This is a genomic window from Stieleria marina (assembly GCA_007741555.1).
GTDB lineage: Bacteria > Planctomycetota > Planctomycetia > Pirellulales > Pirellulaceae > K23-9.
Map to the genome: position 1 here is coordinate 873,478 of CP036526.1, position 21,897 is coordinate 895,374.

Consider the following 21,897-nt stretch of genomic DNA (forward strand, 5'->3'; position numbering starts at 1 on the left):
TCGTCTTATGAACTCAGTCCCACCCTCTCAATCGGTCCTGTCGCGGATGCCTTCGGCGTCCAAGTCGATGTGCGCCAACGGGTTTGATTTGGTCAGTTCGTTGATGATGGCGATCGTGCTGATGTTGGGATGCTTGGTACTCGTTCTTGGCACGCTTTGGGCTACCCGCACCCGGTTGATACCCGATTGGGATTCACCTGCAGCGACTACGCACGTGTCCTTTGCTACTTCGGCAGCGACGCCTCTGGAATTCGAGATCCCGGCTGGTGACGAAGTCGTCGCCTTGGAAGACCCAACGTTAAAACAAACCTTGGGTCAAATCGAACAACAGATTCAAACGATACCGCTGGCGTCCGTCGCAGTTCGATCAGCTGCCAAAACGGGTATCCGTGGTTCAACAGCGGGGCGCATTGGCGCCGATCAGGCCGAATCAAACGCTGACAAGACTGTTCCACGTCACCAACGTTGGCACTTGGTTTTCAAGGCTCCCCATCAGACGGCTTATGCCCGGCAGTTGGACGTTCTAGGGATCGAGCTTGGGGCGTTTGGTGGCGACCTGCCCGGGATCGATTCGGCGGGCGATTTTGCCTTGGGCGGGACTGCCAAACACAACGGCAAACCAAAAACTGAAAAACGCTTGTATTTCTCTTGGGCACAGCCCAGTCCTTTGGCTCGCTACGAACGTTCGCTATTGATCCAAGCCGGCGTGCCTGTTGCGGGTCGTCAAGTGGTGAAGTTCATTCCGCGAGAATTGGAAAATCGGCTCGCGACGATGGAGTTGGAATATGCTTTTTTGCACGGAGTCGCTTCGGTCACCGAAATCGAAAAAACGGTTTTCGAGAGTCAACGCGTCGGACAACAGTATCGATTTGTCGTCACGCACCAGCGCCCAATCAGTTCGGAACACGCTCACGCGGCATCCATCGACGTAAACGATCGAGCACCAGTCAACACAGATCGCTGACGATTTAACTTTTGCATTCAGCGGGATGGAAACAACCCTCTGAACCCCTTTAGACGCACACACACCATTCACTCGTCCCCATTGGCTTGGGGAATTTTTTACAAGGACCGGCAACTAGATGTTACTTGCTACGAACCTGTTCGAGATCATTTCAAATGCCACCTACTTTGCGTTGGCTGCGGCCGCGCTCTGGGGGCTGTACTGCATTGTTGTGATCTGGACTCGTGTTGGCCAAAAGCGTTTCAAAACCGAAGAAGAGCAAGACACGTATATGGACGATGTCGAAGCCATGCTTACGGCAGGCGATTTTGAAGGCACTTTGGAATACGTCGATGGCGACAATCGGGCGATTCCGCAAATGGTCGAATTGGCCGTCAGCAACCGCGAACTTGGTTTCAAACGGGCTCGCCAAGTCATGATGGATCGCTTTCAACGCGACGTGATGAGCGACTTGGAATATCGGCTCAGTTGGGTCGGTACGGTGATCAAGAGTGCTCCAATGATCGGGTTGTTTGGAACGGTGTTCGGGATGATGGGGGCGTTCCAAACCTTGTCTCAAGGCGACGTGAACCCCCAAGAACTGGCGGGAAACATTATGGTCGCGCTGATCACGACGGCCAGCGGACTGGCGATCGCGATTCCATTGATGATCATTGTTGCGACAGTCAACATTCGAATGGCCAAGATGCAGGACCTGATTGGTGCCGGGCTGACGCGATTCTTCGAAGCGTTTAAAGCCGGGCTGACCAAGGTTGCCCCCAAAAACTAACGGCCAGTTCGCATCGCCGCTGTGATGTCGCCTTGAACTCTAAGGCATCAGCGACGTTTTGATTTAAGATTCATTCTTCACATACCTTCAGCTGATCAAAACCAATGGACGATGACGACGACGACGATTACGTCATGCCAAAGAAAATGGCCGAAGAAGGCGAGATGGATATCACGCCGATGATCGACGTGGTGTTCCTGCTGCTGATTTTCTTTGTCGTTTGTTCCACCATGGACCCGGTCAAAATTGGCGAGATTCCTGACGCGCAGAATGGACTGCCTGTTTCAGCCAAAGAATCGGCTGTGATTTTTGTCAAATCCGCTGGTGGCGACAAAGTCAATGTGATTCGCGGTGATGGTCGCGAATTCAGCACCGATGAAGCGACGCAGGAAACGGAGATTATCGAGTACATCACAGCGGAACTGGAAAAGTCCATTGGCGACAATAAAAACCAAGTCATGATCATGGGAGATGCGAGCGTCAAAGTGCTCGAAATTACGCGGATCCAAAAGGTCATTGGCGATGCCTTTGAGGACATTGACCGAACGTACATCGGTGTCAAAGAAGACTAGTCCCGTTTAAGAAACACGCCAAAGAAACCCATTAGCGACGTTCTATGTCGATTCAAATCACTTGCCTCCAGTGCGGAGCCACACACAAAGTCAACGATCGGTTGGCCGGTCGGCGCGTGCGCTGTCCTGGGTGTGATACGGCGGTGCATGTGCCGGAATTGCCCGAGCCCGACTTGTCGCCACCTGAGGTCAGTGAAGCTGAGGTGGTTGAACCCCAATCGGTGGAACCCGAGGCCGTCGAAGGCGTCGCCGCCGAGCTGGGTGACGACATGACTGCTCCTTTGGCTGCGACGGTCGCCGTTGGAAATGTCGCTGCAAGCGATGTACCATCGCCCGCGACACTTGCGGAGTCGTTTGATGACGACGATGACGATGCGATGCCGCGTTCCAAAGGCGACGAAGACGAATTGGACATGACCCCGATGGTCGATGTCACGTTTTTGCTGCTGATTTTCTTTGTGGTGACGGCTTCGTTTCAGCTGCAAAAGTCCATCATGATGCCGCGTCAACAAACCGACGCACCCAGCACAAGTGCCGTCGAAGAAGACCCCGAAGAGTTGGACCAAGTCGAATTGCAAATTGACGAGCGTGGCGCGTTTTTGGTGCTCGCAGCCGATTGGGAAGCCGAAACACCCGGCAAACAAAACCTAATCACCAAGCTCAAAGAAGCCAATCCAGGCGAAGTCGGTGCCAAACTCATCATCAAAGTCCACGAACAGTGCAAACTCCAGGCTTTGGTTGATGGAATGGATGCTGGCACGATCGCCGGCTATGAAGAGCTGCAAGTGACGCAGGTCGAGGAGTTTGATTGATCCAATGAACTTTTTAAATCAAACCGACTCGGATCAGCGACCGGCTGCTTCGCATCAAGTTTTCGCCTCCCGCCAAGCGGCAGAGACTTGTGAGATGACGCCAATGGTGGACGTTACCTTTTTGCTGTTGATCTTCTTTGTCGTGACAGCGTCTTTCCAAATGCAAAAATCGATTGGTATGCCGATGGCACCCAGCGAAGTACCAGGCCTGGTGGCCGAACCGCCGCCGGAATTGGCCGAACTGGAATTGCGAGTCGATCAGGCGGGGACGTTTCGTGTGTTGGCATCGCAGTGGCAGTGCGAAACGCCAAGCAAACAGACATTAATCACCCAATTAAAACAGTGGCGTCGCAATCGACCCGATCATGCTTCGTTGTTAGTCGCTTTCGACGAAAATACGCGGCTTCAGTCGCTGGTCGACGCGATGGACGCCGGGACTTTGGCGGGTTTTCAAAAGCTTCGTGTGCAATCCTTTACAGAGTTTCCGTAGTCAGTGTTTTGATGCCTGATCAAATGCTTGACGACTCACTCTTTTCCAAACACAGCGTCTCCTCTTCCTCATCTGCTAACCGTTAATCGATAAAAGACATGCTTGCCAAGGAACTGATTGATCAGCTTGAACGTCGCGGACTGCTTGACCAAGAAATCATCGAAGCGCTCCGCGAACAGTTGGATCAGGGAGGAACGCGAATCACGCCCGAAGCGGTCGCGAAATTGCTGGTTGATAATGGTCAACTGACGCGGTTTCAAGCAACCAAACTGATTGGTGAAATCCGTTCCGGCGAGTACTCCGATTCTGATGAAGCGGAAGTGGCCGAAGATGACGATCTGGCGTTGTTTGCCGATGAAGGCGAAGAGGTCTTTGAGGTCGAAGCCGAACCGGAAGTCGTCGAAGCAGTCGAAGTCGAAGCCGTTGAGGTGGAAGCTGTCGAAGCAGTCGCAGTCGAAGAAGCCGGTAGTGTCGGCGATGCGATGTCCGCTGAGGGCGCCGACCGACCGGTTCGTCGTTCGGCGCGGCCCAAACCACCGGAAGCAAAGTCGGTGTGGGATTCGTTCAAGATCTACGGCTACGCGGGCATCATCGGCTTGTTGTTGCTGTCCGGCGGTGGTTTGTACTTCGTGCTTTCACGCGGTGACGCGGACGACGCGATCGAAGTCGCCAACAAACTTTATAACCAGCAAAATTACGCTGGAGCACAGGATCAGTACATCGGTTTTTTGGCTTCGTTTGGCGAAGAAAATCAGTACTCGTCGATCTCGCGGACGCGAATTCGGATGTGTGAACTGTATCGGGCCTCGACGATGAGCGACCCGACGCGGGCATTGGATTTGGCAGACGAAATCTTGCCGGAGATCGAAAACGAAGAAGGCATGGAACAGGAACGCGGCAATCTAGCTGCGCTGCTGGTCGATATCGCGGACAACATTGCGGAAAAGGCCAATGATGCTTCCGAAACCGACGTCAAGAAAGAATTGCTCGGACGGCTGAACGAACAAATCACGCTGATGGACAATCCGATGTACATGACGTCGTCGATGCGTGCGACGTTGTCATCACGATTGACAGCGGTCGAAGAAGCACGCAAGCGAATCGAACGCGATATCAGCCGTAACTTGAAGTTGGACAAAGCGGTTGTGGATATGAAAACCGCGTTGGATGCAAAGAAAACAAAGGAAGCGTACGACATTCGGTTCGAACTGCTTCGCGACTTCCCCGAGTTAGAATCCGACAGTCGTGTTGTCGAACTGGTGAAGTCCGCCAGCGGTATTCAAGAAACTCTGGTGACTGCATCAACCAAATTGCCCAAGACGATCACGGGAGAGCGGGAGGCAGAGTCGATTCGGTCCATCGTTTTGGCCGCACGGTTTGGAAAAGATGTACCGAGTCTTTCTGACGAAGTGTTGTATTTGCGTGCGGGCGGTTCGGTGCTCGCTTTCAACGCCGGAAACGGAAAACTGCTTTGGCGATCGTTCGTTGGTTATGGTCAAGCTCACGCACCCGTGCGATTAGAAGGCGGCGCGGGCGTGTTGTTAAGCGAATCAGCCAAGTTGGAGATTCAACGTCACAAAGGCGAAGACGGCAGCCTTCGATGGCGTTCGCAGATCGGCGAACCGTTTAGCGAACCGATTGCGATTCGCGACGATGTGTATGTGGCAACCCGGTCGGGAACCCTTTTGCTTTTGGATGCCGAAAGCGGTGATGCGAAATGGTCGGCGAAAATTCCGCAACCATTGGACGTCGGACCAGGCGTCGACACTCGCGCGAACTTTGCGTTCGTGCCGGGCAACCACAGCAATCTTTACGTTTTGAATACCCGCAATGGTTCCTGCATCGATAGCTTTTATCTTGGACACGGCGACGGAACGATCGTCGTTCCGCCAGTTCCGCTTTTGGGTCACTTGTTCGTGATCGAAAACGCCGCCGCGGACTACGCTCGTGTTCATATCCTGAAAATCGCCGAAGACGGCACCCTGACTAAAGCGCAGGATTCTGTGCGAATGACGGGCAATGTGAAAATCAAACCGATCATCATTCAGCAACGTCGATTGATCGTATTGACCGACCGTGGTCAAGTTTCCGTCTACGACGTGGAACCCACGGCCGAAACAGAGCAGGTAACGGTGGTGGCCAGGCAATTGGCGTCATACGACGAACCCACGTCGACACAAATGGCGGTCGGCAAGAGCCAGATGTGGATTACAGGAACTCGGATTGGTCGCTACGAATTGCAGATCAACACCGGGCGAGTGGTTCCCGATTGGTTCAAGCACGAGGGTGATACGTTCATCGGCGAACCGTTCGCGACTGACGACGCGCTGATTCACGCTCGTATCTTGCGCGGAACATCGGGCGTGCGGGTGATGGCGGTCGAACCAAAAACGGGAGTCGAAATTTGGCGAAACGACGTCGCGGTTCCGATCGCGATGATCACTCAAAGCGATTCTGGATTGCATGCCACTACCAGCCAAGCAGGACTCTTTTTGTTGGATCGCGAATCACTGGCAAGCGGCACAACCGAAGGCCCGATCGAAAATCCGGGGGGCGACGGAGTGGCGATGCGATTTGAAAATCCAGTGCGAGTCAACGATGACGTTCGCGTTCTGGTGAACCAAGAAACCAGCGAACAGATTGCGGTTTACGATCCAACGCGTTCACGCGAAAAACTTCGCTTGGTCACGCTGAGCTTGCCCGATGGCGATTTGTCTGGCGGCGCGGTCTTTTCGGGCGGAGGACTTTTCATGCCGCTGGATTCAGGACGCACGGCACTAATGGCATTCCAAACAGGCAAACGTCTTGGGAGTCCGTTTCAACCGGTCAGCGATCCTGTCGGCAAGATGAAGTGGACCAATCCCGTGATCTTGTCTGATGATGCTGACCAAGTCGTGATCGCCGACAGCCGCAAAGCGATTTATCGATTGCGGGTCGGCGAGAACATTCGCGATTTGGCGTCCGGCACGATCGACAACGAATTGCTGGGGCTGCTGGCGGGCGTTGGCAGTACTGCCATTGGCGCAACAGCAGGACCATCCGCTGACTTTGTTGTTGGCTATGACATGGGTAGTTTGGCAGAAAAATTCAAGACGCTCTTGGATGGACGTGTCACCTGGGGGCCAGTTTCGGTTGGCGGTTTGGCAGTGTTACAGACCGACGACCAAAAGATGCGCGCTTATGACGAAAACGGTTCCCAGCAGTTTGCGGTCGCGTTGCCAGAGGGACGCCCTGTCGGTGCTCCGGTCGTAGCTGGCGACAAACTGATTGTCAGTGGCACTACCGGTTGGATCGTCGTGGTTGATTCTGCGTCGGGACAGATCGTCGGACAAACAGACATTGGTCAGCCGATTTCGGCAGCTCCGTTACCCGCTGGCCCGCGTTTGCTGGTTCCAGGTGCCGAAGGCGTGGTCTACATCGTGCCGATGCCGTCGAACAATTAGGCTTCCAAATCAAAAAGTTGAAGTAATTCGAATGTTGAATGTTGGTTTGACGAAATTTTTCTCCGCGCCGGATCCGGTCGACCGTCGACCAGGTGGTTGCGTAGGTGGTCGACCAGTTGGTCACGCAGCGGATCGATCGGCGCGCTTCGGCGCGCTGGCCTTGGTGATCGCGATGTTGATGCCCTGTCTTGTGCAGGGCGATGCCAATGCGCAGGCGATCAACTACGCGGAATCGGGCCAGCCGGATCCCGTCGGTCTGGAGCTGTTGCAGGAGGAGCCGCACGACATTCTTTTCTTTACCGAAAAGTCGGGCGGTGGTTGGGCCAAGGTTCGGTTGTTGGAGTTGCCTGGTCGTAAGCTGCCCGCCAAGCCGACCGGGATGCTGAAGTTCCAAGTGATCGACATCGAAGCCAAGTACTTTGCTGCAAAGTGGAACGAGATCGAAAAAGTTGATCTTTGGGAGATTCGTCTCGAACGCGAAACCAAAGAACGCATTGCAAACGGAGACTTTACCGGGGCGTACCCGTTCCTGTCCGTTTTGATTCGCGATTACCCCAATCGGCCCGGCTTGCGCGAAATGCGCTGCGATTATTTGTGGCGTGACGCGATCTCTCGCGCACGTAAAGGCTCTCGCGGAGCCACGCTGGCAATGTTGGAAGAATTGCGACGCTACGCTCCGGAGTACAAACGAAGTGATGTTCTGAAAGCGATCAGTGGCACCACGAACCAGATCATGGAACGGTTGGTGAGCGAAGGAAAACTGGATCTGGCTCAGAAATTACTGGCGCGAATCGAGAAAGATTACGCAGACGAACGATTAGCTTCGATCGACAAGTGGAACGCCGAGTTTCTGAGGATGGCCACGGCCAAACGCAAAGAAGCGTTGGCCGCGCTCGAACAAAAAGATTACCGTCGTGCGAGGGTGTTCGCACGAGAGAGCGTCTACTTAAAGCCGAGTATCGAAGGCGGTAACGAGCTGATCAAAAAGATTGATCAAATCTATCCCTTGGTCAACGTCGGCGTGTTGCAATCCGCGACCGTTTTTGAACCAACACGCATCGACAACTGGGCTTCGCGTCGTGCAGGCAGATTGCTCTACCGATCGATGTTTGAAATTCAGGGAGCAGGTCCCGAGGGCGGCGAGTACGACTTTATCTTTGGTGAGACGGATATTAGCCCGGATCGAATGACGTTTGATCTGTTTCTTGAACAAGAGAAACTGGACGCTCCACTGAATCAGATCAACGCTTTCTTTCTCGCTGACATCATGTCGGCTCGAGCTCAACCGAACAAACAGGTGTATTTTCCTCCGTGGGCTGCGTCAATCATCGGAATCGGTTTGGATGGGCCCAAACATGTTGAATGTAAATTGCGGCGACCCCACGTCTTGCCGCAAAGTTTGCTGCAGCTAACGGTTGATGCAAGTTGGTTTGGTGGAAAGAAAGGGGGACCGACGGGCGACTACCGTCAGGATGTGGTCGAAGGAAACCTGACTCGGTTCACGCTCGCTGAGAAACCAAAAGTCGAAACCAAGCCTCGGGAGATCGTCGAAGTACGTGTCGATTCAGCATCCAAGGCAGTCAGCATGTTGTTGCAGGGTGAACTGGACGTTTTGGATCAGTTGTTTCCCGCCGATGCCATTCGGCTCAAGAAAAGTCGCAACGTTCGTGTGTCGACGTATCCTTTGCCGACCGTTCACATGTTGGTGCCGTGTTCGGATCATGTCTTCGTTGCCAACAAAACGTTTCGACGCGGACTGTTGTACGGGATCAGTCGCGAAGACATTTTGAAAGGCGAACTGCTGGAACAAATGGAACTGGAAGGCTGCCGAGTCATTTCGGGACCATTCCCGGCGGGAATGGAAATGAATGATCCGTTGGGTTACGCCTACGACCAGTCCATCGAACCTCGCCGCTATGAACCAAGTCTTGCGAAGCTGCTGGCTACGGTGGCCGGTAACCAGATGCGAATGGATGCTGAGAGAAAGAAATTGGAGCCGCCCAAGATGACGCCGATTCGTCTAGCGTTTCCCGCAGACAATCTCTCTCGCGTCGCTTGTGAAGCGATCCGCTCCCAATGGTTGATGATGGATTTGGAAGTCGAATTGGTACAGCTTCCGATCGGGCGAACTTATCCCGACGAAGGCACGGCTGACATTGTCTATGTCGCAGCAGCTGTTTGGGAACCCATTATCGATGCACGGCGTCTCTTGGGGCCCGAGGGGCTCGCTCGCAGTGAAAGCCAGATGGTAGGGCTCGGTTTGCGACGATTAGAAGAAGCAAAGAATTGGAAAGAAGTACGAGACCGCTTGCTCGATTTGCATTCGATCACGCATCACGAATTACCCATCATGCCGCTGTGGCAATTAGTCGATTCATATGCGTATCGACGGCAGTTGGTGGGCGTTGGCAATGACATTGTTTCGTTGTATCAAAATGCAGAAAACTGGCGACTGGATTAACAATGGTAATGGTGATCGATATCAATGAACAACAAAGTGTCTGCCGCCCATTGCCCAGGTGTTGCAAGCGGTTGCTGCTAGGATGCGCCGTTTGGGCACTGTCGTTGGCGTTTTCGTGTCATGTCGGTTACGCCGACACGCAAGCGGAGCCAGACGACGCCAGTAGTGCTACGCCGCCCGCCGCTGGCGGCGCGAATGGTGCGCCGGTTGCTAGCGCCCCAGCAAATACCAGCACACCCGAAAATGGTGCCGCTCCTGGCGATGGCGTCTCTCCGTCGGGCAGTTCCGATGCATCGGACGCGGCTGAGGAATTCGTGGTGGTGCAACCTTGGGACTTTGATCCGTACCGGGTCTTGGTCTGGGTGGTATCAGACGATCCAAGTATCAATGCCCAATCGATTGAAAAGCCTGTGCGTTCTTATTTGGATCGGCACTATTCAGCGATTTGGCGATTGACGGTTGCAGATGCGCCGGTGGCTGTCGCGTCGATGGCAGCGCGGGGCATGGAGCATTTGACGTTTGATAGTATCGCTGCTTCCGATCCAGTCATTGCGCTCAAACGTGATCACAAAGACGCGGTCCGCATCCGATCCAGCGCAGATCTGAAGCAGTACGTTCAATCCATTCATGCCACGAGAGGTTTGATTGAATCAGTCAAACGTCGCGGCACGGACGTCGGGAACGAAACGCTTGACGGTGCGGTACAGAAATTCTCAGCGACAGATGGCGATGCGATCGCGGTGCAAGCCATGTGGGCCGAAGTGGGCACCGAAGCACTTCTGTTGACACGCGGCCAAGCGATGACACTTGAGAACCCTGACGCGAAGCTAATTGATTTGCCGGTTGCGAACTTGGTTTCTACGTCGGTCGATGAGTACGACAAGATTTTTGTGGTGTCGATTGATGGCACTACCACGCCCGGCAAAGTGAACGTCGTCGAATTCAGTACGCTGATGCGCTACTTTGGCAAACCGGTTCGCGAGGATTTTTTGGCCAAGTCAGATGTCGCCGCCGCAATCGGGCGCGGATTGTCGGTTGCTTTTTCACCGGAGCTACGAATCGATGATGCTGGATTAAAAGGAGCTCGCGGGCTTCTGCGTGCTGGCGGATTGATTTTGGATGATGAGTCGCCTGCTCGCGTTGGCCCTGGCCAAGTGTTGCTGCCAATGGTGCGTAAGAACGATCGAAACGGCCGGCCCATCATGATCGGGCCTTTGGATTGGGCTTTTCTTTTGAGCACGCAATTCAAAGGCAAAATTGGATCGATCGAAAATGACAAGGTTCTGCTGGAGCAGGGATCCAGGGATGGTGCAGCTACTGGAGTGGTTTTGGTCGTCCAGGGAAAAGACAAAGCGGGCAAACCGGTAGAGAGTCGTATCCGAATTGACAAAGTCGATAAAGAATCCGCCACTTGCTTGTTGATCTCAGGCCCGGTTCCTGTGCCCGGTGACCCGTTCGAGGAAGACTTGAGCGTCAACGTGCGGATGGAGTTTTACTCCGGACGCGCCGGTGGATTGCAGGGCCGACAGAATGATCGCACATTCCGGCGTGCGCTTTTGATCGAGCCGCGAGGGAGTGAGACGTTGGTTCGCCTGCACGCCAAAGGCGACCCCGATTTTCCTTTGATCGGTTACGAACTATACGAAAAGGAACTGTATTCGACGAAGATGACGTTCGTTGGTCGTACGGACTGGAATGGGCGGCTGAATGTGACGGTGACAAAGGACCCCCTGCGATTGTTGTACGTCAAGAATGGCGGCGCGGTGCTGGCACGATTACCGATCGTTCCCGGTTACGATTCTCACGCGGTCGCTGATTTGACGGGCGACGATATGCGTCTGCAAGCAGAGGCGTACGTCAATGGCGTCGCCAATGCGATCGTGGACTTGGTTGCGATCCGAAAACTCTTGGGGGCTCGCATCCGCAATCGACTTCGCAAGGGGCAGCTGGACGAAGCCAAGGAACTTCTGGTGGCCTTGCGAGATCAGCCGACCAAAGACATTCTGAGCGGCGATCTGGAAAAGAAGCAAGCGTATTTCTTAAAAGAAATCGGCAGCCGAAACGCAAATGCTCGGCGCAAAGTCGACAACATGTTTTCGTCGACTCGCGAGATGTTGGATACTCAGATCACGCAGCGAGACATTCGCGAGATCGAAGAGGACTTTATTCGTGCTCAGAGCAATGGCGGGAAATTGCCGGATGACCCGATCGATCCCGACGCAGTGGATTCATCCGTCAACGAAGTCCCCGTCGAAGAACCCAAGAAAAAGTAGCCGCTTAGCCTAGGACTTGTCGCGCCAAGTAGGTCGTTTACGACGAGCTTTGGGGTGATGGTTGATGATATTGAATGTGGCGTCGCGTCCCGACAGCTTGCGACCGCGAGGTCGTTCGGACGGGCGGACGATCTTGGTTCTCAGTTTGTTCTGAGTGCGAAAAATCTCTTCGTCCAATTCAAACTCGACCCATAGATCCATCTCGATCGGGACGTTTTCAGTTCGTTCGCCTTTGGTGACTTTGCCGTCGAACGTCGTGAAGTGAAAGAAGACGTCGTCGCGGAAGTTTTCGGATTCAATGAATCCAAAGTTTTCTTCCTCTCGCAGAAACTTGATCATCCCCAAGTGCCGACGCTGAATCGGAAATCGCTTTTGTCCGCGCGGCTCGTCTTCAGGGTAGGCATTGATGGGCGGAGGCACCGGCGGTTTTCTTGCCGGACGTCCAGGCGGTCGAGCCCCGGCAGGTTTTGCATCCCCGGGTTTAACGTGTCGTTGGGGACGGTCTGATTCGGGCACTGATTCGGTCACAAGGCGATTCGAGAAAGGCTTGTCGAGAGACAAGAAGAAGCGAGAGGATTATTCAATCCAAACTCAGTTTACTTCGTTTGCCATGGGAACATCAGGCGTCCCGATCCAATTCGCGACACTTCTTGCGGTCGCGCGACGGATCAATCGCGGCCACATGTCTTGGTCTTGCCCAAACACCGCGTCAGTGGTTGCTGTTGCGACGTGCCAGATGCCAGCGTCGACCTCGGATCGGAGTTGGTCGTTGTCCCAACCGATGTGACCCACGATCAGTCGGTAAGGTGCTTCTTGGCACCGCACCAAGCCCTCCAGGTTTGGTTTCTGAGCCGCCACATAGATTCCTCGTCCCGTCTCTGCCTCGGCAAATTCGCTGGAGCTATGGACGGCCACGACGGGGCCATTAAGAGGGCCGCCAAAATGCACGGTGCCCAGTGCCTGAGTGGCCTTCGCAAGGGTCTGTTCGGCTTGCTGGTCCAATTCATCGGTTTCGATCAGCTTGTTCGTCTGCCCCTCGGTAGCGGCGTCTTCGTGGAAACGTTTGGAATGAGTTTCTTTATTGGCCGAGGACAGCATGTTCAATAAAGCCTGAGGATTCGGCTGAATGGGCCGATTCAACATCACGCCGATGGATTGGGTCTCATCTTGATGGACCACCAAACAAACGGCTTGGCTCATCACAGGGTCATTAACCAGCGACGAAGCGACGAGCAGATTTCCAATCAGAGAGTCAGACATGCTATGGGTCCAAACGATAAAGGTGGTTCTGCCAGCTTGGCAGTTTGCACTAAGCTGGTAAACAGAGAGGCAAGCGGCGCGCCAAATTCGCGTGTTGGGAACTTGGAACGACGTATTTACGTCGATTTAGCAATGAAAATGGCTCAAATAAGGGCCTGTCGCCGCTGCAAAAATTACGCAGTGCAACGAAAAACAGGAGAGCCTGAATGACGATTGAAAAAATGCGCAAGACCTACGCGATGGCGGGCCTCGATCAGAAGGACGTCGAAAGTGAGCCAGTGGTTCAGTTCAAAAAGTGGTTTGACCAGGCGCAACAACCGGATTTGCCGTCGTGGTTGGAGGTCAACGCGATGACGCTATCAACGACCGATCTGTCGGGTGCCGTGACTTCGCGAATCGTATTGCTGAAGGGGATTGAGGACGGCAAGTTTCAGTTCTTTACCAATCACGATTCCACCAAGGGTCAGCAGATCGACGCGAACAGCCAAGTGTCGCTGTGTTTTTTCTGGCCGCATATGGAACGTCAAGTTCGTATTGAAGGCATCGCAGCGAAAACGAATCGCGAGCGATCGGAGAGCTATTTTCACTCGCGACCTCGCAGTAGTCAGTTGGGCGCTCATGTCAGCCAACAATCCTCCGTTGTTGAAAGCCGTGATGCGCTGGAACAACGAATGGTCGATTTGGATAAGCAATACGAGCAAGGCGATATCCCCTGTCCTCAAAACTGGGGCGGGTACGACGTGGCGCCGACATCGATCGAATTCTGGCAAGGGCGACCAAGTCGATTGCATGACCGCATCTGCTACCGGCTGCGCGATGACTCTTGGGAAATCGTGCGACTGTCTCCGTAGGCTGCACTCAGCCTGATTCATGCCGTCCGCACAAACTGTCGGCGGCAGCAAGACGCAAACGGCTGAGCGGACAGCAAGATGAACTCTGCGAAAACGATTCCGGCGTTAGAAGAGAAGCGATTCATCTAGAGAATCCTCGACGTCATCATCATCGTCGGCAAGTCCAAAGACTGAATCGACCAGCGACGCGATCCGATTGGATTCGGAAATCGAATCGTGTTGAGCTTGTTCACTGAGAAAGTTGAGCACTTGCAACAGATCGGCCGGCGTGACGTTGCCATCGCGATTCACGTCCGCGGCAGAAAACGCATTGCTGCGAGCGATCGATTCGCCGAGCGGTGTGGTTGAACGCAGGTTACTGAGCTCATTGATCACGATCAACGCATCCGCAGGAGTCACGGCGCCGTCGGCGCTGACGTCGACAACTGACCTTGCCAGGATCGGGGCTGCTCCCGAAGTCGCGCTCGCGGCTGGCACGGGGATTTGGAACGCGGCAGAAAACTCCGACGTGTTTCCGGCAGCGTCAGTTGCCGTCGCGGAGATAAAGTCGCCTGGAAGGAGTCCCGCCGCTGCGGCGACTCCACCGAGTGCTCGGGTGACGCCGCTGTTATTGAATTGTCCGACAGTGAAGGGGACCGACGCCAAAAACGCCTCTCCCTGACCAAAGCTGTCCGAGCGATAGAACTCAATCGTCAAGCTGTAGTCTGCATTCGCAGGAGCACTTGGCACATTGAAAGTGACGTTCAAGTTGTTGCCAATAATCTCCGCGTCGGAAATCACAGGGTGGTTCATCCCGCGGTTGGCGCCTTCGTCGGCGTCATCAACGTCGTTTGCCGTGGCTCCCGGTCCAGCAAGATCAATCCCAATCGTGGCGTTGTTGCTGAAAGAGTTTTGCGTGATCGTGTTGCCGTTGCCACTGTTGCCTACGAATCTGACGCCCGTCGTGTTAGCAGATAAATCATTGCCTGGTCCGACGGTATTGTTCGCAGCGTCCTTTGCAAATTGAACGCCGGTGCTCATGCCGCTAATCGAATTGTTAGAAACCGTGTTGCCCGTTGCGGTCACATCCGTGAGGACCACGCCACGCAACGATCCAGTGATCGTGTTTGTGTCGATCAGGTTGCCGGGCGACGAGACGAGCACTGCAAAGGTTCCGTTGCCAAGCTGACTTGTGAGGTCGTGGTTAAAACCAATGTTGTTTAGTTCGACCGTGTTGTTGGTCGTGTCGCTTCCGATCAGGCCAACGCCGGTCGCAACATTGCCAGAGATTTGGTTGCCAGACGCCACGTTGCCGGCGGATCCCGCCAGCAAAAACACACCAAAGGCGTTGTTTCCAACGGCAATCTGTCCGCTTTCATCCGTGCCGATTTTGTTGCCCGTGAGCGTGTTGTTCTGGGAATTTGCAAATGCAACTCCCGACCCACCATTGCCGCTAACTACATTTGCTTGGTCAACACTGCTGCCGCCAATCTGGTTGCCGTCGCTATTGAGCACGTAGATGCCGTAAGAAGTATTCGCGATGGAGCTTAATCCTGTGATGTCGACGCCGACCAGGTTGCCTAGGACGATATTGTTGTCGGCATTGTTGAGCAGCAACCCCTGGCGGGTGTTTCCGGAGATCACGTTCCCTTGGCCAGCGGACGAATCGCCGCCGATCAGATTGCTGTCAGATTGAACGGCGATTCCAAAGGCACCATTCCCAAGTGCCGTGGATCCCGCGGCGTTGGTTCCTACCAAATTGCCTTGGACCGTGTTGCCGGAGCCCGAAACGATTAATCCTTGCTTGTCGTTGCCCGACAACTGATTGTCGACCACAAAGTTGTCTGTTCCGATTAGATTCATGCCCGCTCCCGCGTTAGGACGCGCAGCATTGCCAGTCGAGTCCGTTCCGACTTTGTTTTCTGTAAGTGTATTGCCGATCGCAGTGGGGGATACGAACACGCCAGTACCAGTGTTTCCGCTGATGACGTTGTCGTGAACTGTGTTGCCAGTCGAATTACCGACCTTCAAGCCAAAACGATTGCCAATGATGTTCTCGCTAGTGTCGATGCCCAGCCAGTTTCCGGTGACCGTGTGACCCGACCCACCGCTGATTTCGATGCCGTCGTTCGCAAACCCGGTGAATGAGAGTCCTTGGATTGTTGAGCCATCATGATCGAGCAATCGCAAGCCATCTTGGACGGTTCCCGCTGCGCTGATTTGCACGATCGGAGCGTCCAGGAATCCGTCTTGGGTTGTTCCGTCGATGACGACCGCATCGGTGATGTTTGGCAACGCCGAATTGACCAGGATGGTCTGGGGGCCGCCGGCACCCATGTCGAAAACGATCTGATCACTGTTGTCCAGAATGTTGGCGCTAGCGTTGGATTCTTCGACTGCGGCTCGCAGCGTCGTGTTGCCGCTGGCGTCCGAGGCGATACCATCACCGGGAGCCGCGTCAGCCGTGTCGCCGGCGTGATTGACGATGAAAACTCGATGGTCGATGACAGTTATGCTGGCGGTGTCACTGGCCGAGTTACCCGAATCGTCGATCGATTCGAAGGTAACAATGGTGGTTCCGATGGGAAGCGTCGTTGGAGCATCGTTCGTGATGGTCGGAGTGGGGTCGACGATGTCCGATGATGTGGCGCCGCTGAGGAAGGCTGCGATGACTAAGTTACTGTCGGGGGATCCGGAGAAAGCATCTGCTACGACGACAATGTCCGCCGGCACGGTCAAGTTTGGTTCGATGGTGTCGACGATTGTGATACTGGCCGACGCGGGCGCTGAGTTGCCTGTCGCGTCCGTGGCAGTGAACGTGATCAAAGTGGTGCCCAGAGGCAGCGTTGACGGAGCATCGTTGGTGACCGACGGGGAAGTGTCCACCGCATCAGTGGCGTTCGCGGCGGCTAAGAACGCGGCGATCGCTGGATCGGTCGCATCCAATCCGATAGGCGAGTTGGCTTCGAGCGTGATGTCTGCCGGGATGTTCAAGTTTGGCGAGGTGGTGTCGACGATTGTGATGCTTGCCGATGCAGGCGCTGAGTTGCCTGTCGCGTCCGTGGCAGTGAACGTGATCAAAGTGGTGCCCAGTGGCAGCGTTGACGGAGCATCGTTGGTCACTGCCGGAGAAGTGTCGACTAAATCGGTCGCAGTTGCAGCTGCCAAGAATGCAGCGATCGCTGGATCGGTCGCATCCAATCCGGTAGGCGAGGTAGCCTCGAGCGTGATGTCTGGCGGGATATTTAAGTTCGGCGCGGTAGTGTCGACGATCGTAATACTAGCCGATGCAGGCGCGGAGTTTCCGGACGCGTCCGTGGCAATAAACGTTACCGAAGTAGTGCCCAGAGGCAGCGTTGACGGAGCATCGTTGGTTACCGACGGGGAAATGTCCACCGCATCGGTAGCGTTGGCGGATGCCAAGAACGCGGCGATCGCTGGATCGTTTGAATCCAATCCGGTCGGCGAGTTGGCTTCGAGAGTGCTATTCGCCGGGACGGTTAGGTTCGGTGCGGTGGTGTCGACGATTGTGATGCTGGCTGATGCAGGCGCGGAATTGCCTGTCGCGTCCGTGGCAGTAAATGTGATCAAAGTGGTGCCTAGCGGCAGCGTGGTGGGGCTGTCATTGGTTACCGATGGGGACGCGTCGACCAAATCGTTCGCAGTCGCGGCGGCTAAGAATGCGGCGATCGCTGGATCCGTCGCGTCCAATCCCGACGGCGAGTTGGCTTCAAGCGTGATGTCCGCTGGAACATTCAAGTCCGGAGCAGTGGTGTCGACCACGATGATGCTGGCCGAAGCGCTGTTTTGATTGCCTGTTGCGTCCGTGGCGGTGAAGGTCACCGTCGTTGAGCCTAGTGGGATCGTAGCGGGAGTGTCGTCAGTGACCGTTGGTGCCGGATCGGCGATGTCGGTCGCGATGGCCCCACCGATAAACGCAACGACCGCAGCGTTGGAATCCGGTACTCCGGAAGCCGATTCCGCTTCGACGGTGACGTCCGCCGGCGCGATCAAATCGGGCGGTGTCGTGTCCTCAATGGTGACCGAAGTGGTGGCGGTAGTGAGGTTGCCGGTGAAGTCGGTCGCCGTGAACGTGACCGTCGTGGTTCCCAGAGGGAAGACTGACGGCGCGTCGTGAGTGATCGACGGAGATAGATCCACTGCATCGGCCGCGGTCGCTGAGTCGAGCGCTGCCGCGATCACGGAATTCGTATTGGAGGTTCCCGAGGGTGACTCTGCTTCTACGATCAAGTCAGCTGGAACAGTCAATGAGGGCGCGGTTGTGTCGACCAGGATGACGTTGGCGGTCTCGGTCGCCGTGTTGCTGGACGCGTCAACGCTTGTGAATTCGACCGGTGTGGAACCGAGCACGAATGTTGCCGGCGCATTGTTGGCAAGCGAAGGGGACGGGTCGACGATGTCGGTGGTGGACGCACCGGACAGGAACGCGACGATGGCTGGATCGGTCGCATCCAATCCGGTTGGCGAGCTAGCTTCGATCGTCAAATCCGCGGGCTGCGTCAAGGTGGGCGCGGTGGTGTCAACGACCGTGATGACGCCCGTGTCGTTGCCGATATTGCCAGAGGCGTCGATGGATGTGAAGGTCACCGTCGTATCACCGAGCAGGTACGGCGAAGCGGCATCGTTATTTAGCGACGCTGCGGGATCGACGTTGTCGGTCGTGGTGGCTGCGGCAAGGAATGCGGCAACGCCCGTCGCGGACCCATCGGCACCGCCAGTAATGTTGCCTTCGATGGTGATGGAACCTGGTGCAGTTACATCCGGCGGAGTGATATCAAACACGGTGACCGCGTAATCTTCGACTTCACCATCGGCGGCTACCCCGGTAGGCAACAAGCCACCTTCACTGCTCAGTCGTACTCGCAGAAAAGTCGGGCCGGCGAACCCGTCAGCGACGTTGATATTGATCACGTTGGCCAGTCCCGAAACCGGCGCACCGGCGGCAGGCGTAATTCGTTCGTTGGAGGGATCGAAGGTCCCGTCTTGGTTGAAATCAATCCACGCATCGACCAATCCGCTGTCTGCGCCGCCGGTAACGTCGATGGTCAACGTGGACGCCATCCCGGCGTTGAGCGTGCCGATGGTCACTCCGTCTTCGTCATCGCTGCCCGCATTGTCATCGCCCAAAGCGCTGGCAACGGGGGAGCCGTCGGCTTCATGGTCCGAGTCAACGCCTAGGCGGATGCCAGTGGAATAGTACACGTGCCTTGCGCCATCATCGACTGCTAGTGTCCCAAAGGACGCCGGTGCGTCGCCGAAATCCATGTTCGCTGTCGCCCGCCAAACTTCGCGTCCCTGTGATCCGTTGTCGGCTGTAAAGAACAGGCTGTCGCCACTGAATGTACTCTGGCTGAGTGCCGGGTTGCTGTGTGCGGTGCCTGGGTTGATGTCGGCGATCAACATTGTGCCCGCTGCGGTGCCGTCACTTTTCCAAAGTTCGTAGCCAGCAGCATTCGTGTTGGCGGCAAAGAACAACGTGCCGCCACCACCCATCAAATCCGACGGAAGGTCACCGGTTGCGGAACTGTCAAAGGCACGAACGACACTTGTGCCCGCCGCAGTGCCATCGCTCTTGAAGAGAGAATGTTGGTAGGTGGCCGACGTTCCCACAAAGAAAAGTTCATTGCCCACAGGGGTTAAGTAATATGGATAGCTTCCAGAGGAGCCCGGCACGATGTCGGTGACGCGAATGGTTCCGGACTGCGTACCATTGCTTTTCCAGAGTTCTTGCCCGCTTGCGTCTTGGCCAGAAAAGTAGACCGTGCCACTAACGGCTGCGAGGTCATAGGGCTGCAGCCCCACCGGTCCGAGCGAGGTCGTTCCGGCCGAGCTGCCATCGGATGTCCACAGCACACTGCTGCCACTGCTGGTGTTGATGAAAAATAGGTCATCGCCCGCTGCGACCGCTTCGGCCGAGGTGGTGCTTCCCGGCCCGGTGTTCAAATCATCAATCAGCATTGTCCCAGCCGACGTGCCGTCACTGACCCACCATTCGTAGCCAGTCGTGGTTTCATAGGCTCGGAAGAACAGTTGTGAATTGGCACCAACGAAGTCACTGAGGTAGCCCCCCGTCGCACCTGGTCCAATGTCTTTGACCAGCATCGTTCCGCCGGCGGTGCCATCGCTCTTCCACAATTCGCGACCGTTGGCTGGCGTGTACGCAGTGAAGAATAGCGTTCCGTTGACATCGGTTAAGTCATCGACGTAAGAGCCAAAGTTGCCGGGGGCAATGTCTTTGACCAGCGCGGTGCCGATCGCGGTGCCATCGGTCGCCCAAAGTTCGTAGCCGTTGGCCGGGTCATAGCCGCTGAAAAACGTCCGGTTGCCGGAAGTGACGGGGGCAACCCAGGGTTGCGCATAAAAGCTGGGGATTTGATCGGTCACCGCCGCGAAACCACTGCCGTTATTTTCGATGGCAATCACGTTGTAGGGGCCGGTTTCGCGTTGTGCGACTACAACGACTTGATCGCCCAGTGCAGCGAGTGACCCTGGATTCGAGCTGACGTTGGTGTCGAGGATGTCGACAAACAACGAGGTGCCCGCGAGCGTCCCATCAGTTTGATACAACTCGCGATCGCCCAAGCCATCGATCGCCGAAAAGATCGGCACGCCACCGACGACCGTCACGTCAGTTGGTTCCGAACCATTATTTCCTGGATTCACATCAGTGATTCGCGTTGCCGCAACCCCGTCGTAGCTCCACACCTCTCGACCGTGGATCCCGTCGTCGGCCGAAAAGAAAACGTGCGTGCCGTCATCGCCGAGGACCTGTGGGTAGGAGCTATTGCCGACGTAGTAGGAGGTGTTGGTTTTCACATCAGCGACTAAGACGGTTCCGCCACTGGTGCCGTCACTCTTCCAGAGTTCCCGGCCGATCCCGCCGGAGTAGTTGTAGGCTGAAAAGAAAACTTCGTTACCAACCGCGCGCAGGTTCTGTGGGTAGAGTCCGTCGCCGGGCGTGTCATGCACCACAACCGTTGTTGCGGACGTGCCTTCGGTGGACCACAGTTCGGTGTACGAAACGTTGTCAAACGCGGAAAAGAAAACTTTGGAACCCACGGTCGTCAGTCCGGAAATCGAACTAGCTGACGCTCCGTTGATGTTTTTTACCAACGAGACGGTTGAACCAGTACTTTTCCAAAGCTCCGGTCCCGTCGTGCCATTGTCGGCGACCAAAATCGCAGTGCTTCCCAGGGCGACGATTTCCGCAGAGGTGGTCATCGAGGAAGCTGTGCCAGCGTTCAGGTCACGCACCATTACAGTGCCCCCCGGTGTGCCGTCGCTTTTCCAGAGTTCGCGACCGTGCGTTGAATCCTCGGCGCTAAAGAATAGGGTGCCGTCCACGTTGGTAAGCGAACTTGGCTTCGACCCATTCGCTCCCGGCCGAATGTCTTTGACCAGCATTGTGCCGCCGAGAGTCCCATCGCTGACCCACAGTTCATAGCCCTGGCTGGCGGAGTACAAGGAGAAAAACAGGGAGTCATCAACGGCCGTGGGATGACTTAGGAAGTAGGCAGAGTCCGCCGAGAAGTCTTTCACCATCATCACTCCGCCCAACCCATCGGTTTTCCATAATTGTGGATAGCCGGTGCCGTAGTCATGGACTGAGAACATCAGTGTGCCATCGACATTCGTCAGTTGGCTGATGTAAGTGTCAGCCGGTCCGGCTTCGATATCACTGACGCGGACGGTCCCGGCTACGGTCCCATCGGTCTTCCAAAGTTCTTTGCCGTGCCCCAGGTCCGAAGCGACGAAATAGCCCAGCGATCCGACGGTCGTGATCTCCGTCGGCACACTGCCGTCCTCGAAGTCATTAATGTCAGCGACCAGCGACACTGCCGAAAGCAAATGCCGCGATTCGAGTTGCTCCAACAATTGTCGCCGTCGCGAAACTCGCCGTCGCGTAGTCTTGTGAATGCGACGATCGCGGGCGGAGAACAGGTGCGATAACAGATTGCGATTCATCGGAGAACACTCAGTTGGGAATGAAACGAAAAATGAA

At 55.4% G+C, this 21,897-nt stretch carries 12 protein-coding genes; 9 read left to right on the forward strand and 3 right to left on the reverse strand.

Features of this window, described 5'->3' with window-relative positions:
• The first annotated feature begins 7 nt into the window (after positions 1-7).
• The 8 genes from K239x_RS03200 (at position 8) to K239x_RS03235 (ending at position 11,784) form a co-directional block, all read left to right on the forward strand.
• Positions 8-964 (forward strand): hypothetical protein, encoded by a 957-nt coding sequence (locus K239x_RS03200; protein WP_145416219.1) that lies wholly within the window; start codon positions 8-10, stop codon positions 962-964.
• A gap of 118 nt (positions 965-1,082) precedes the next feature.
• Positions 1,083-1,733, forward strand: a complete 651-nt coding sequence (locus K239x_RS03205) for a MotA/TolQ/ExbB proton channel family protein (RefSeq protein ID WP_145416220.1) — start codon at positions 1,083-1,085, stop codon at positions 1,731-1,733.
• Between the two features lie 104 nt (positions 1,734-1,837).
• The gene (locus tag K239x_RS03210) at positions 1,838-2,305 is read left to right on the forward strand and encodes an ExbD/TolR family protein (protein WP_145416221.1); all 468 of its coding nucleotides are present in this window, start codon (positions 1,838-1,840) and stop codon (positions 2,303-2,305) included.
• Positions 2,306-2,349: 44 nt separating this feature from the next.
• Positions 2,350-3,117, forward strand: a complete 768-nt coding sequence (locus K239x_RS03215; RefSeq protein ID WP_145416222.1) for a biopolymer transporter ExbD — start codon at positions 2,350-2,352, stop codon at positions 3,115-3,117.
• A 4-nt stretch (positions 3,118-3,121) separates the two neighbouring features.
• Positions 3,122-3,607: an ExbD/TolR family protein gene (locus K239x_RS03220; RefSeq protein WP_145416223.1), complete on the forward strand. Its 486-nt coding sequence runs from the start codon at positions 3,122-3,124 to the stop codon at positions 3,605-3,607.
• Positions 3,608-3,705: 98 nt separating this feature from the next.
• Positions 3,706-7,050, forward strand: coding sequence for an outer membrane protein assembly factor BamB family protein (locus K239x_RS03225; RefSeq protein ID WP_145416224.1), 3,345 nt, complete (start codon positions 3,706-3,708; stop codon positions 7,048-7,050).
• Between the two features lie 178 nt (positions 7,051-7,228).
• Positions 7,229-9,511 (forward strand): ABC transporter substrate-binding protein, encoded by a 2,283-nt coding sequence (locus K239x_RS03230; RefSeq protein WP_419189617.1) that lies wholly within the window; start codon positions 7,229-7,231, stop codon positions 9,509-9,511.
• Positions 9,512-9,513: 2 nt separating this feature from the next.
• On the forward strand, positions 9,514-11,784 hold the full coding sequence (locus K239x_RS03235; RefSeq protein ID WP_145416225.1) for a hypothetical protein: 2,271 nt from the start codon (positions 9,514-9,516) through the stop codon (positions 11,782-11,784).
• A gap of 9 nt (positions 11,785-11,793) precedes the next feature.
• On the opposite strand, the gene K239x_RS03240 is transcribed toward K239x_RS03235, so the two are convergent.
• Together K239x_RS03240 and K239x_RS03245 are read right to left on the reverse strand one after the other, a co-directional pair.
• The gene (locus K239x_RS03240) at positions 11,794-12,204 is read right to left on the reverse strand and encodes a cold shock domain-containing protein (protein WP_419189618.1); all 411 of its coding nucleotides are present in this window, start codon (positions 12,202-12,204) and stop codon (positions 11,794-11,796) included.
• A 171-nt stretch (positions 12,205-12,375) separates the two neighbouring features.
• Positions 12,376-13,044: a YqgE/AlgH family protein gene (locus K239x_RS03245; RefSeq protein WP_145416226.1), complete on the reverse strand. Its 669-nt coding sequence runs from the start codon at positions 13,042-13,044 to the stop codon at positions 12,376-12,378.
• Between the two features lie 206 nt (positions 13,045-13,250).
• Between K239x_RS03245 and pdxH the strand changes: the two genes are divergently transcribed.
• Positions 13,251-13,895 (forward strand): pyridoxamine 5'-phosphate oxidase, encoded by a 645-nt coding sequence (gene pdxH / locus K239x_RS03250; RefSeq protein WP_145416227.1) that lies wholly within the window; start codon positions 13,251-13,253, stop codon positions 13,893-13,895.
• Between the two features lie 105 nt (positions 13,896-14,000).
• Here pdxH and K239x_RS03255 read toward each other — a convergent pair whose 3' ends face one another.
• Positions 14,001-21,860, reverse strand: coding sequence for an ELWxxDGT repeat protein (locus K239x_RS03255; protein ID WP_419189619.1), 7,860 nt, complete (start codon positions 21,858-21,860; stop codon positions 14,001-14,003).
• Positions 21,861-21,897: the final 37 nt, after the last annotated feature.

Bases quoted from the DNA above. Each gene is read 5' to 3' on its own strand.
- K239x_RS03210 (WP_145416221.1), top strand. From the start codon at position 1,838: ATGGACGATGACGACGACGACGATTACGTCATGCCAAAGAAAATGGCC.
- pdxH (WP_145416227.1), top strand. From the start codon at position 13,251: ATGACGATTGAAAAAATGCGCAAGACCTACGCGATGGCGGGCCTCGAT.
- K239x_RS03230 (WP_419189617.1), top strand. From the start codon at position 7,229: ATGCCCTGTCTTGTGCAGGGCGATGCCAATGCGCAGGCGATCAACTAC.
- K239x_RS03255 (WP_419189619.1), bottom strand. From the start codon at position 21,860: ATGAATCGCAATCTGTTATCGCACCTGTTCTCCGCCCGCGATCGTCGC.
- K239x_RS03200 (WP_145416219.1), top strand. From the start codon at position 8: ATGAACTCAGTCCCACCCTCTCAATCGGTCCTGTCGCGGATGCCTTCG.
- K239x_RS03205 (WP_145416220.1), top strand. From the start codon at position 1,083: ATGTTACTTGCTACGAACCTGTTCGAGATCATTTCAAATGCCACCTAC.
- K239x_RS03220 (WP_145416223.1), top strand. From the start codon at position 3,122: ATGAACTTTTTAAATCAAACCGACTCGGATCAGCGACCGGCTGCTTCG.
- K239x_RS03225 (WP_145416224.1), top strand. From the start codon at position 3,706: ATGCTTGCCAAGGAACTGATTGATCAGCTTGAACGTCGCGGACTGCTT.
- K239x_RS03245 (WP_145416226.1), bottom strand. From the start codon at position 13,044: ATGTCTGACTCTCTGATTGGAAATCTGCTCGTCGCTTCGTCGCTGGTT.
- K239x_RS03235 (WP_145416225.1), top strand. From the start codon at position 9,514: ATGGTAATGGTGATCGATATCAATGAACAACAAAGTGTCTGCCGCCCA.
- K239x_RS03215 (WP_145416222.1), top strand. From the start codon at position 2,350: ATGTCGATTCAAATCACTTGCCTCCAGTGCGGAGCCACACACAAAGTC.